This is a genomic window from Borrelia hispanica CRI, from assembly GCF_000500065.1.
Taxonomy (GTDB): Bacteria; Spirochaetota; Spirochaetia; order Borreliales; family Borreliaceae; genus Borrelia; species Borrelia hispanica.
The window spans coordinates 374,178-387,278 of record NZ_AYOU01000121.1; the positions used below are offsets into that span (position 1 = coordinate 374,178).

At 28.5% G+C, this 13,101-nt stretch carries 7 protein-coding genes; 5 read left to right on the forward strand and 2 right to left on the reverse strand.

The genetic code is table 11. The features are described from left to right. Positions 1-33: 33 nt before the first annotated feature. The 3 genes from uvrB to U880_RS0105285 are packed head-to-tail and all read left to right on the forward strand — an operon-like array spanning position 34 to position 8,279. Complete coding sequence (gene uvrB / locus U880_RS0105275; RefSeq protein WP_024655084.1) at positions 34-1,998, forward strand: excinuclease ABC subunit UvrB; 1,965 nt, start codon at positions 34-36, stop codon at positions 1,996-1,998. Positions 1,999-2,025: 27 nt separating this feature from the next. Beyond that, positions 2,026-4,866 (forward strand): excinuclease ABC subunit UvrA, encoded by a 2,841-nt coding sequence (gene uvrA, locus U880_RS0105280; protein ID WP_024655085.1) that lies wholly within the window; start codon positions 2,026-2,028, stop codon positions 4,864-4,866. Further along, positions 4,821-8,279, forward strand: a complete 3,459-nt coding sequence (locus tag U880_RS0105285) for an LPS-assembly protein LptD (protein WP_038359268.1) — start codon at positions 4,821-4,823, stop codon at positions 8,277-8,279. Before uvrA ends, U880_RS0105285 begins: the two co-directional genes overlap by 46 nt. 172 nt (positions 8,280-8,451) lie before the next feature. On the opposite strand, the gene U880_RS0105290 is transcribed toward U880_RS0105285, so the two are convergent. Then, the gene (locus U880_RS0105290) at positions 8,452-9,045 is read right to left on the reverse strand and encodes a ribonuclease H family protein (RefSeq protein WP_024655087.1); all 594 of its coding nucleotides are present in this window, start codon (positions 9,043-9,045) and stop codon (positions 8,452-8,454) included. Positions 9,046-9,051: 6 nt separating this feature from the next. Then, positions 9,052-10,626 carry a hypothetical protein gene (locus U880_RS0105295; protein WP_024655088.1) on the reverse strand — a complete coding sequence of 525 codons (1,575 nt, stop codon included), beginning with the start codon at positions 10,624-10,626 and terminating at the stop codon, positions 9,052-9,054. Between the two features lie 185 nt (positions 10,627-10,811). Between U880_RS0105295 and arcA the strand changes: the two genes are divergently transcribed. Both arcA and argF read left to right on the forward strand, forming a co-directional pair. Beyond that, on the forward strand, positions 10,812-12,041 hold the full coding sequence (gene arcA, locus U880_RS0105300; RefSeq protein WP_038359270.1) for an arginine deiminase: 1,230 nt from the start codon (positions 10,812-10,814) through the stop codon (positions 12,039-12,041). 18 nt (positions 12,042-12,059) lie between these two features. Continuing rightward, entirely contained in the window at positions 12,060-13,055 is a 996-nt protein-coding gene (argF, locus tag U880_RS0105305; RefSeq protein WP_024655090.1) for an ornithine carbamoyltransferase, read from the forward strand. Positions 13,056-13,101 lie beyond the last annotated feature (46 nt).

Here is a 13,101-nt window from a genome sequence, read left to right on the forward strand (position 1 = left end):
ATTTGATTTATAATCTTTTTATTTGAGGTTTTTATGCAATTTTGTTTAAAGTCTGATTATTTTCCTGCTGGTGATCAACCAAAAGCAATAAGAGAGATTGAGGAATCTATTTTGCTTAATAATAAGTATCAGACTTTAAAGGGTGTGACAGGTAGTGGTAAAACTTTTACAATAGCTAATATTATTAGGGATTTAGAGCGTCCTTCTTTGATAATTAGTCATAATAAAACTTTATCAGCACAGCTTTATAGGGAATTTAAAGATTTTTTTCCAGATAATGCAGTTGAGTATTTTGTTTCTTACTATGATTATTATCAGCCTGAATCTTATGTTCCATCAAAGGATTTATATATAGAAAAGGAAGCTACTATTAATGAAGATATTGAAATAAAGAGAATAAGGACAGTGACATCTCTTTCTAGAAGACGAGATGTTATTGTTGTTGCCACGGTTTCTTCAATTTATGCATTAGGTTCACCAATATTTTTTAAAAGTGCTGCTAATGTTTTTTTTGTAGGACAAAAAATTTCCATTAAGGAGATAGCAGACGTTTTTGTTAAACTGCAATATGAAAGGACATTTGCAAATCTTGAACATGATAAATTTTCTATTAAGGGTGATGTTGTTGAAATATGGCCTAGTAATGAACATGGTGATTTTGCATATAGGATTTATTTGGATTTTGATAAAATTATGCAAATAAACAGAATTAGTCCACTTACAAAGAAAAATTTAGGTTTTGCTGATGAATTTACGCTTTTTGCTAAATCTTATTTTGTTATTCCTTATGAAAAAATATTAAATGCTCTGCCTGAAATACAGGTTGATTTAGAAATGCAATGTCGTTATTTTCAAGAAAATAATAAGCTTGTTGAAGCTGAAAGACTTAGACAAAGAGTGAAATATGATATTGAAATGTTAAGGGAAACAGGATTTTGTCAAGGTATAGAAAATTATTCTGCATATTTTGGCGGGGATGAAATAGATAGACCTTATTGTCTTTTCGACTTTTTTCCTGAAGATTATTTGCTATTTATTGATGAATCTCATGTTACTTTGCCTCAGTTTAGAGGAATGTATAATGGGGATTATTCAAGAAAGTTAAATCTTGTGAATTTTGGTTTTAGATTGCCATCAGCGTTGAAGAATAGGCCACTTAAGTATTATGAGTTTGAGTCTTTGATTAATCAGGCTGTTTTTGTGTCAGCAACGCCTGGCCTTGAGGAATGTGAAAAGAGTAGTGTTATTGTTGAACAAATAATACGCCCAACAGGTCTTGTTGATCCAGAGATTATTCTTAGACCTTCAGATGGACAAATAGAAGATATTTATAGTGAAATTCAAAGAAGGGTAGTTTTAAATGAGAAGATTTTAATTACGACTTTGACTAAAAAAATGTCTGAAGATTTAACAGATTATTTATTGACTCTTGGTATAAAGGCCAGGTATTTGCATGCAGAATTTAATGCTATTGAAAGGGTAAATATTATTACATCTCTTAGGAAATCAGAGATTGATGTTATTGTGGGGATTAATTTGTTAAGGGAAGGTTTAGATATTCCCGAGGTTTCTCTTGTTATTATACTAGATGCTGATAAGGTAGGATTTTTAAGGTCGGCTTCTTCTTTAATTCAGATTATTGGTAGAGCTGCTAGAAACTCACATGGTTGTGTTATAATGTACTATGATCAAATAAGTTATGCAATGCAAGAGGCCATTGAAGAAACAAGTAGAAGGCGGAATATTCAAATTGAATATAATAGAGCGAATAATATTGTTCCAAAAACTATTGTCAAAAAAGTGCAAAGTATTTTAGAAAAAGAATTTAAAAATGAAACTCTTGATTATAATGTTGAAAAAATTATTTCCGATGATAAGTTGTCTAGAGAAGATCTTATCATTAAGCTTAAGTTTGAGCTTAATGAAGCGGTTGAGGATGAGCGGTTTGAAGATGCTATCTTTTTGAGAGATAGGCTCAAAGAGCTTATTAATATATGATGTTTTAATAACGAGGAGTTTATATTTTTGAAAGAAAACATTACTGTTAGAGGTGCAAGGGAACATAATTTAAAAAATGTTGATGTTGATATTCCAAGAAATAGTTTGGTGGTAATATCTGGAAAGAGTGGTTCTGGGAAGTCATCCTTAGCTTTTGATACAATTTTTGCAGAAGGACAGAGGAGATATATGGAGTCTGTATCTTCTTATGCAAGGCAGTTTTTGGGCGTAATGAAAAAGCCAAATGTTGAATATATAGGCGGACTTTCTCCTGCTATTTCAATTGAACAGAAAACTATCAGCAATAATCCAAGATCAACGGTTGGGACTATTACTGAAATTTATGATTATTATAGATTGTTGTTTGCAAAAGTTGGCAAGCCATATTGTCCCAATGATGGAAATTTAATCGAAGAGCAATCTTTAGATAATATAATTAATGTTATTTTAAGTTATTCTGAGGGTTCCAAAGTTATATTATTTGCTCCTATTGTTATGGGTGCAAAGGGTACTCATAACAAAGAACTTGAGAAAATATTAAATCAAGGGTTTGCTAGAGTTAGGATAGATTTTCAAGATTATTTAATAGAGGATGCCGTTAACTTAAAATTAGATAAAAATAAAAAGCATAATATTGAAATTATAATAGACAAAATAAAATTGAGTAATGATATAAGAGTGAGACTTTCAGAATCTATTGAAACTGCTTTATTGGTGTCTAATGGATATTTGCGTGTAGAAATTGAAGATGATTTTAAAAAAATAGATAGAATTTTTACAGAGCATAATAGTTGTCCCTTATGTGGGTTTTCTCTTCCTGCAATAGAACCAAGGCTTTTTTCATTTAATAGTCCGTTTGGAGCTTGTAGTGAATGTTCTGGGCTTGGTATTATACTTGATTTTGATTTTGAAAAAATTTGTCCTAATATGAAACTTTCTTTTAATGAGGATGCATTTATTACGTTTAAATCAAGTTCGCCTTGGGCTTTGGCAATTTTTAAGGGCTTATCTAAACATTATGGATTTAAGTTAAATACTCCTATAAGTGATATTCCTAAGGATGTTCTTCAAAAGATTTTGTATGGAGATAATGTAAAGATAGATTTTGTTTATAAGTCTAGAGAAATGGAAGCTAAAGAAATTAGTGGAGGTTTTCATTATTCTAAGGAATTTGAAGGTCTTATTCCTCTTTTAAAGAGACGTTATCTTGCAACTGAATCTGATAGTGCTAGATCATTTTATGAAAGTTTGATGTCTCGTAGAATTTGCAATTTTTGTAAGGGAAAGAGATTGAGTTGCGAGGCTTTGTCTGTTAAATTGGGTGGGAAAGATATTCAGGAGCTTAATAGTTTATCTGTTATGGATTCTTATTTATTTTTTGAAAATATTGAGTTTGATGAGTTTGATACAAAAATTGCTAAAGAGATTTTAAAAGAAATTAGGAGTAGGCTCAAATTTTTAATTGATGTTGGACTGTCTTATTTATGTTTGGACAGAATATCTGGCACTCTTTCAGGGGGTGAAGCTCAAAGAATTAGACTTGCTACACAAATAGGTTCAGCTCTTGCTGGAGTTCTTTATGTACTTGATGAACCTAGCATTGGGTTGCATCAAAGAGATAATGAAAAATTAGTAAAGACCCTTGTTAATCTTAAAGAACTTGGCAATACAGTAATTGTTGTAGAACATGATGAACAGACTTTACGTACTGCTGATTATATTATTGATGTTGGGCCTGGAGCTGGGATTTATGGTGGGGAGATAGTTGCTAAGGGAATATTATCTGATATTTTAAATAATGAAAATAGTTTAACCGGCAAATATTTAAGTGGACAACTTAAAATAGAAGTTCCAGAAGTAAGACGTAAAATAGGGAAATCCAAAATTGTACTTTTCAATGCAAATAAAAATAATTTAAAAAATATTAACGTTCACATTCCTTTGGGAGTTTTTACTGTAATAACTGGGGTTTCTGGTAGTGGAAAGAGTACTCTTCTTAATGAGGTATTATATCCTGCTTTGGATAGTAGGTTAAAAGCGAATGAAATCTATTCTGATGGTTTTGAGAATATTATTGGCTATGAACAAATTGATAAGGTTATTCAAATAAATCAAAAACCAATAGGACGAACTCCAAGATCAAATCCGGCAACTTATGTTGGATTTTTTACAGAGATTAGGGAAATTTTTGCAAAGCTTCCAGAGTCTAAGACAAGGGGATTTAAAGCTGGTAGATTTTCTTTTAATGTTAAGGGCGGACGTTGTGAAAAATGTCAGGGTGATGGATATTTAAACATTCAGATGCATTTTTTACCTGATGTTTTTGTTCCTTGTGGTCTATGTAAAGGTAAAAAATTTAATGAAGAAACTTTGGAAATTAGGTATAAGGGGAAAAATATTTATGATGTTTTAGAAATGAGTGTTCTTGAAGCTAAAGATTTCTTTGAAAATGTTCCAAAGATTAGTCATTATTTAAACCTTTTAAAACAAGTTGGACTTGAATATATTAAATTGGGACAGTCATCAACAACCCTTTCAGGAGGAGAGGCTCAACGAATTAAATTGGCATTTGAGCTTGGTAAGAAAAGTAGTGGAAAAACTTTTTATATTATTGATGAACCAACTACGGGTTTACATTTTGATGATATAAGGAAATTATTAGAAGTATTGCAATTACTTGTTAAAAATGGAAATACTGTGGTTCTCATAGAACATAATTTAGATGTTATTAAGCAAGCGGATTATATAATAGACTTAGGTCCTGAGGGTGGAGTATCTGGAGGAAATATTGTTGTATCTGGAACTCCTGAAGAGGTTGCAAAATGCAAGAGTTCCTATACAGGAATGTTTTTGAAAAATCTTTTATAATATTAGTTTTATTAAATATTTTTAGTTGTTTTATTCTGTTTTCTCAGGATGATAGTGATAAGGATAAAAGCAAAAATAAACTGACTTTAATGCAGAAAGCTAATTTAAGGGAACTTGAGCTTTCTAGTGATGAGGATTTAAAAAAATGGGCATTAAAAGAAGGGATCAAAGAGAGAGACATTTCTAAGATAAAGTCATTGCTTTTGGAAAAATTTGGTATATCTCCTGATCTTTTTTCAAAAGATGGCAAGGATGCAGGAAGATATAAAGTAGTTATTGAGAGTACAGATAATCTTGAAAATTTTACCTATGAGCTTACGGGAGATGAAAATATTGTATTTAAAGGTAGAGTGAAACTTATTATTGAAGATGTTAAAGAGAATAAAAAACATAACATCCAAGGTGATAAGATTGTTTTTAATAAAAAAACCAAGAAGCTTTTTTCTAGTGGAAATGTTGATTATAAACTTGATTTAAGTTCTGATGAAAAATTATATTTTTATGGTAATGAATTATTTGTTGATTTTGATTCTAAAAATTTGCTTCTTAAAGATGGAATTATTCAAAAAAAAATACAGAGGAATTTAGTTGATCATATTGTTTCATTTGGGGGTAAATCTTTAAAAAGGTTGGATAATGATGCTAGCATATTAGAACAGGCTTTTGTTACAACCAGTAAAATCCCAGAACCTTATTATTCTATTAAAGCTTCTAAGATATGGATTTTACCATCTGGAGATTTTGGTATTCTTAATGCTGTGTTTTATATAGGAAGAGTACCAATGTTTTATATTCCGTTCTTTTTTAAACCAGGTGATAGTTTATTTTTTAATCCATCTTTAGGATATTTTCCCAAGAGAGGTCTTACTCTTTTTAATACTGTATATTTATTTGGGAAGAAGTCTGTTGATAGTGACAAGTTTTCTTTTTTGGATTTTGATTTTCATTCAATGTATGATTCGTCTAAAGAGCCTTATATTAGGAATGGTTATTTAACTTATTTTTTTGCAGAGGATGTTGTCTCTAAATTGAATAAAGATTATGTTAAGTTGATTTTTGATATTTATTCTAATTTGGGATTTTATACAGGTATTGATCTTAATTTAAGCAATACTTTAGATCTTTTTAAGACCTTTGAAGTTAGTTTTGGAATAGGTTTTACAAGAACTGTGCATAGACATATTCTGTCTGGAGTTTATCGTCCTTTTGATAGTAATAGTATTAATTATTCTCTTTTTAGTTTTGATAATATAAATAAGGGTAATATATTTGGGTTTGAAGTTCCTTTTAGATATTTACTTAAATCTAAGTCTGAATTTTTAATCAGTGATGCACTTTTTTCAGTAATCTTTGAACATTATTCAGATCCTTATGTGATGATTGACTTTAAAGATAGATTAGAGAGTGGAACATTTTTATCTCTTTTAAGTTCTCCAAAATCTTCATCAGAAATAGAAAAAATGATAAGCACATTTGATTGGAATTTGTCTTCTTTTTATAATCGTACTTTTGGTGATAATTCTCTTATCGATTATAGGTTAAATAATTTGGGATTTACTTTTAAATTAGCAAGTTATGATAATATATTTAATGCCAAGTCTAAGAAAAATATTAAGGATCCTACTAGAAAATGGTTTTATTTAGAGAGGATTCATTTGCCTTATATTGATTTAAATTTTCAAAAGGATCTTTATAATAATAATTGGACTGTTTCTTCTGATTCTAAAACTAAAGAAATAATTATGGGACCTAAAGTTAAAAATATTGGGGATAGTGTTGAAGATGATAAAGATAAAAGTGATTCAGAAAAACTTAAGGAAAAAAAAGATTTAATTAAAGATTTTCATTTAGTTCCTAATCCAATTGTTTCTAATGATTTTAATAAACAAGATTCTTTTTATATAAGATTTGGTATTAATCCTTATTTAAAAAATAATATATTTTTTGATGATTCTAAATTTAAATCTCCTCAGGAATTTAAATATGATGTAAAGACTTATTTGTTTGATATTAAAAATAAAATAGATTTAAAATTTTATGCTGACTTTAATAATCGACAAATTACTTTTGAAGATATTTTGTATCTTAATACTGTTGAATATAATCCCTTAGATAAAAATTATAATTTAATAGAGAAAGATAAAAAAGGTGAGCATTCAATTATTCATAAGACCACTTTAAATCTGTTACCTTTCATGATGTATCCTAATTTTTCTCGTAGTAGTATTAAATTTGAAAATAAAATTACTCTTTATTCATTTGATAAAAAGTATGATGTAGATTCTAAAATTTTAACCGGCAAGAGTAATACTGTTTTTTTAAAAAGTCCTGAAACATTTTATCAAGATTTTAATTTTGATTTGATTTATGATTATAAATTCTTTACTACTAGTTTTTCAAGTGTACTGAAAAATACTTTTGAAAGCATATATGCTTCTTCTGAATTTAAATTTTCTCTAGAATTTCCTTATTTGTTACAAGAAGTGGGTATTGGTGTTAAATATGATAAAAAATTTAAAGAAGACACTAAAAAAACTTTATTTTCAAAAAAGACATTTATTAATTCAATACCCTTAAAACCTATATATCCATATAAGCATTTAAAGATGAATCCTGCTTTATATTATAAGTTGGAACCAAGATATTTAGATTATTTAAAATTTTCTTTTTTAATTGCTTATGATCCTTTAATTAATGGATTATCTGAACTTTCGTTAAAGGTGGATGCTTATGATTTTAAATTTGCATTTGAAATGAAAAATGATTTTGAGTATAAATATGATAAATCACTTGGTGATTTTGCAAAAGTGGATTCTATGGCTAAGCTTGTTCCGTATTCTTTAAGTGCTCAGTATAAAAAAGATTTATATGAATTTAAATTTTTTGATGAAAAATTTTCAATTGGCTTTGGAACAGATGTTGGATGGAAAATGAATTTGCAAAAATTTGTTGATAATGAATTTTGGGCTGAGTTTACTTTAAAGTTTAAGTATACTAAATTTTTTGAATTGGATATTGCAACTCGTTCTATTAATACAAAAACTTTTAGATATTTTGGGGGATATATGAATCAAATTGATCTTGCAACAGTCAATTTTTTAGAAGATGTTTTTAAGTCATTTAATTTTTTTAATATTCAGGATAGAAAAGATTCATTATTTAAGATTAAAAAAATTAGTACAAGTTTTAAATTTAATTTTTATGATTGGAAATTTGTTGGTGAATATAGTTTAAGTCCAGATATTTTAAAGCATGATAATAATCGGTATTCTTCAATTTGGAGAAATACTTTTTCAATTTATATTTCTTGGAATTTCTTTGAGCCTGTTAAGTCATCGTTTGAGAGTAATTCAAGTACTAACTATGAACTTTTAATTAATAGAAAGTCTAATAAACAAGATAGAATTTTTTAGATCTAATGTTATATCTATTGTGATTTGTTGAAAGTAGTCATTTGTAAGTCTATTTTTATTTTGATTTTATATAAAAAATATAATCAGTATTGTTATTTGAGTTGAATTATTCAATATCAATATATATATATATATATATATATTGATATTGTTTTTTAAGTTAAGTATTACTTTATCTTTTATGAAAGCCAAGATCTGCAATATTATTGTTACCTGATATCAATACTATTTGTCCTCCGCTGTTTTCAAATATATTTCTTAATTTGATAACATTTTGAATTAATTTGATAGTGTTTTTATTTAAGTTTTTATTGTAAAAACCTTTAGACCAATAATCGATGACAAGCTTACTATCTCCAAATATGTTTTTTGTATTTTCTTGTAATGCTATTTTAAGGGCAATGTATAGTCCTAAAAGTTCACCATAATTATTACTAATTCCGTTAAAATTTTTGACATAGTGATTATTGTAATCGTTAATAAAGTCTTGTTTTACTACTTTGTCTATTATTGATATTCCTTTTTCATTTACGACTCTAACTTCTACTCCTTGTCCTCTGCCTGTGCCGGAGTCGAAATATATGCCTTTTGGATGACAAGTATTAATTTCCCCATTTTTTAAGAGCCATTTATTTGCTTCTTCTTTTGTTTTAAAACTTTTTATTTTATTTTTTTGTCCTATAATTTTTTTTTTGCATTCTTCCCAAGATGTAAATATGAATTTTTCGTTTTTGTCGTTTAATATGCATGCATAGTATTTTTTCATGTTAATTTAACTCCCTAAGCACCAGATGTTAGTTATATTACAAGACTTACCAAATTTTTTTTCATTTGCATTTTGTGTTTCTATGGATTCTTTTATTTCTTTGCTATATCCAATAAATTTTTCTCTAAGAGTTGGCTTGATGATTCTATTTGGTAAGGTGCTGGGAAATATGCCTGCTATTGTATATGACATATAAAAATCATAGGCAGCTGCATTTATGTCTCCAGGGGTTATTATTCCAGATATTTCATAATTTCGTGAAATATTAAGACCTGCTATTCTGTATATTCTATCAACTACTAAGGAACAGTAAGTTTTATGGTGGATATCCTCAAGATTAATTGAATCAGTCCACATATTAGAAGACAAAAGGGGAACCATATATCCAAAATTATTGTCAATATATCTATTTCTAGCAAAATTCATTGCTTTTTGAATAATTCTTTTATTTGTTATGGGTGAAAATATTTTTAGTATTCTTGACTGTATATAGGTTGAGAGTTTTTCATATCCCGATCCTTGGACAGAAGCTGTATCAAATTTAATTTGATTACTTGTAATTACTGATTTTATATCAAAGCTATCTTTTCCTTCAAATGCAATTTTTTTTGTATTATCATATTTTTCAGCATCAAATACTCCTGTGTGTTGCCAAAAGTAAAAGAAGTCAGTCCAGTCTATTTTTGGTTTTATTAATAATATGTCTCCATGTGATAAAATAGATCTTAATTTTTGAGGTGTAATTTCCATACCTGTTTCTGGATCTATAATATTTTTCATAGAGTCTAGTTTTTGTTGTGATTTTATTGAATCATATAGGTTATTGTGTTCATCAACAATTGTTTGTTTTAGTAGCATTTTTTTTATTGTATTATTGTTGATTTGCAGATGAATCATGAAGTTTTTAAAATATTTTTTGTCTTTGATTTTTAATAGTTGATTTGCTATTATGTGTGGGGATATGTATTCAGTTCCATTTATTATGTCTTTGTTTATGGTATAGTTTCTTGCGTTTTCCTGAGGAAAAAATGAATCAATATTATTGATAGGTATATATCCCATGTTGTTTTCATAAAATATTTGTTCTAATTCTGTTAAAATTTCTTTTTCTAAATACATTTGTGTTTCTGTTAATTCTGCAAAATTTTTGTTTATTAAACTTATTTGTTCTATATCAGATTTTTTCTTGAAGCTTGTGTTAATTTTGATGGTTAGGTATCCATTGATATTGCTTTGTTGGAGAAATTTATTCCATTCTTGTGAATTATTTAGATGTTTTTGATAAGCTAGTAAATAATTTTGTATTTCTTTGATTTTTTGTGGACTTATTTTTAAATCGATTGCTAATATTTTTAATAAATTGGGATCATTTGCATATTGTAATAATTTATCTATTAGATGTGATGGTATGTGATATGTGGTATGTGTATTATTTGTTATGAGAGTATGAGTGGGTGGAGCATTATGGGTTAAATAAATGGTATTTGAGCCATTGTTTATTTGGTTATCTGTAGTAAATAAGGCACAGGAGTATATGAGATAAAGACTTATTAGTTGAAATGTGCATATAAGATTTTTCATGTCAATATATTATCGTATTTATTTTATTATATTTCAATTTTGAATATTATGTTTATTGTTTTTTATAAGTTTTAATTATATTGATTTTTTGTTGCTTAAGTTTTATTATGTTAAGTATATATATATTAGAAATATGCTATATTTAAAATTTTTTTAAACTTTTTATAAAAACAGGGGTTTTTATTATGCAGTATTTAAAACCAATAAATGTATTTTCAGAAATAGGTCGTTTAAAAAAGGTGTTGCTACATAGACCGGGTCAAGAATTGGAAAATTTGACTCCTTCAATAATGAAGAGATTGTTGTTTGATGACATTCCTTATCTCAATGTGGCTATACAAGAACATGATGCTTTTGCGGATACTTTAAGAGGTCATGGAGTTGAGGTTGTTTATATTGAAGATTTGATTAGGGAGACTCTTTCTTATGATGATAGTATAAAAGAACAATTCATATCTCAGTTTATTTTGGAGGCAGGGATTAGGACTGAAAATAAAACTAGAGCTTTGAAAGACTATTTTTGTAATATGTCTGTTAATGATATGATTTCAAATATGATAGCTGGTGTGACGAGAGATGATCTGAAAAATTATAAATCTGATTCTCTAAATTATTTAGTAAATAGTGAATATCCTTTGATTATTGATCCCATGCCCAATATACTTTTTACAAGGGATCCTTTTGCAAGTATTGGACATGGTGTGACAATAAATAGGATGTCTACTAAGACTAGACATAGAGAAACAATATTTGCAGAATATATTTTTAAGTACCATCCTATTTATAAAGACAATGTTCCTATATGGTATAATAGGGATGAGGATACTACTTTAGAAGGTGGAGATGAATTAGTTTTAAGTCGAGATGTTTTAGCTATTGGTGTTTCTGAGAGGACCGAGTCTGAGTCTGTTGAAAAAGTGGCACGAAAACTTTTTGAGCAAAAAACATCATTTAATACAATTTTGGCTTTTCAAATTCCACAGAGTAGAGCCTATATGCATTTGGATACTGTTTTTACTCAAATTGATCATACTACTTTTACAAGTTTTATTAGTGATGATATGAAATTTACAATTTACGCTTTAACTTATGATGTGAGTTCTGGCAGTATTAAAGTTAAGAGCGAAAAGGCAAAATTGGAAGATATTTTAGGTTTTTATCTTGGATGTAAGGTTAATATAATAAAGTGTGCTGGGGGAGATTTAATTCATGGAGCACGAGAACAATGGAATGATGGTGCTAATACTTTAGCAATAGCACCTGGAGAAGTAATAGTTTATTCTAGAAATCATATGACTAATAAATTACTTGAAGAATTTGGAATTAAGGTTTATCAAATTCCTTCTAGTGAACTTTCACGAGGAAGGGGTGGACCAAGATGTATGTCCATGCCTTTGATAAGAGAAGATATTTAGTTAAGGGAGAAAATGTTTATGTATAATTTACAAGATAGTTTGCGCAATAGAAGTTTTTTAAGGCTTTTAGATTTTACTCAAGATGATATTAAATATTTGCTTGATTTGTCTCATAAATTGAAAAAAGTTAAACAATCAGGAGTTGAAGAACAAAAACTTAAGGGTAAAAATATAGTTATAATTTTTGAAAAGGATTCAACAAGAACAAGATGTGCTTTTGAAGTTGCTGCCTATGATCAAGGAGCTCATGTGACTTATTTGGGGCCAACAGGAAGTCAGATAGGAAAAAAAGAATCTATAGCTGATACTGCAAGGGTATTGGGAAGAATGTATGATGCTATTGAATTTAGAGGATTTTCGCAAGAAGCGGTTGAGGATTTAGCTAGATATTCTAATGTGCCAGTTTATAATGGATTAACAGATATTGCTCATCCAACGCAAATACTTGCTGATTTTATGACTATTGAAGAACATAAAGGATGTTTGAAAGGTTTAAAGATGGTATTTTGTGGTGATGGTAGAAATAACATGGCTAATTCTTTAATGGAAGGATGTTCTATTATGGGAATGGACTTTAGGATCTTTGCACCAACAGAACTCTTCCCAGATCCAGAGTTGGTAGCCAAAACAAAATTGATTGCTGATAAGAGTGGGGGTAGTATTATTATTTCTAGTTCTATTGAAGAGACAGTTAGAGATGTTGATGTTGTTTATACTGATGTATGGGTATCTATGGGTGAGACTAATTGGGATGAGCGAATTAAATTATTAAGACCATATCAAGTCAATAGTGAACTTATGCAGTTGGCAAAGAAGGATGCAATCTTTATGCATTGTTTACCAGCTTTTCATGATTTAAATACGGTAGTTGGTAGAGAAGTTTTTGAAAAATATGGACTTAAAGGTATTGAGGTTACTCATGATGTTTTTGAGAGTGATCGATCTGTTGTTTTTGATGAGGCTGAAAATAGGTTGCATACTATTAAAGCCGTCATGGTTGGTACTTTGGGATAAATTGGTTATAAATTTTATTATCAAAATGTAAATATGTATTAGGAGA

Excerpts from the sequence above, each read along its gene's own strand:
- U880_RS0105295 (WP_024655088.1), bottom strand. The coding sequence starts at position 10,626 with ATGAAAAATCTTATATGCACATTTCAACTAATAAGTCTTTATCTCATA.
- arcA (WP_038359270.1), top strand. The coding sequence starts at position 10,812 with ATGCAGTATTTAAAACCAATAAATGTATTTTCAGAAATAGGTCGTTTA.
- U880_RS0105285 (WP_038359268.1), top strand. The coding sequence starts at position 4,821 with ATGCAAGAGTTCCTATACAGGAATGTTTTTGAAAAATCTTTTATAATA.
- U880_RS0105290 (WP_024655087.1), bottom strand. The coding sequence starts at position 9,045 with ATGAAAAAATACTATGCATGCATATTAAACGACAAAAACGAAAAATTC.
- uvrB (WP_024655084.1), top strand. The coding sequence starts at position 34 with ATGCAATTTTGTTTAAAGTCTGATTATTTTCCTGCTGGTGATCAACCA.
- argF (WP_024655090.1), top strand. The coding sequence starts at position 12,060 with ATGTATAATTTACAAGATAGTTTGCGCAATAGAAGTTTTTTAAGGCTT.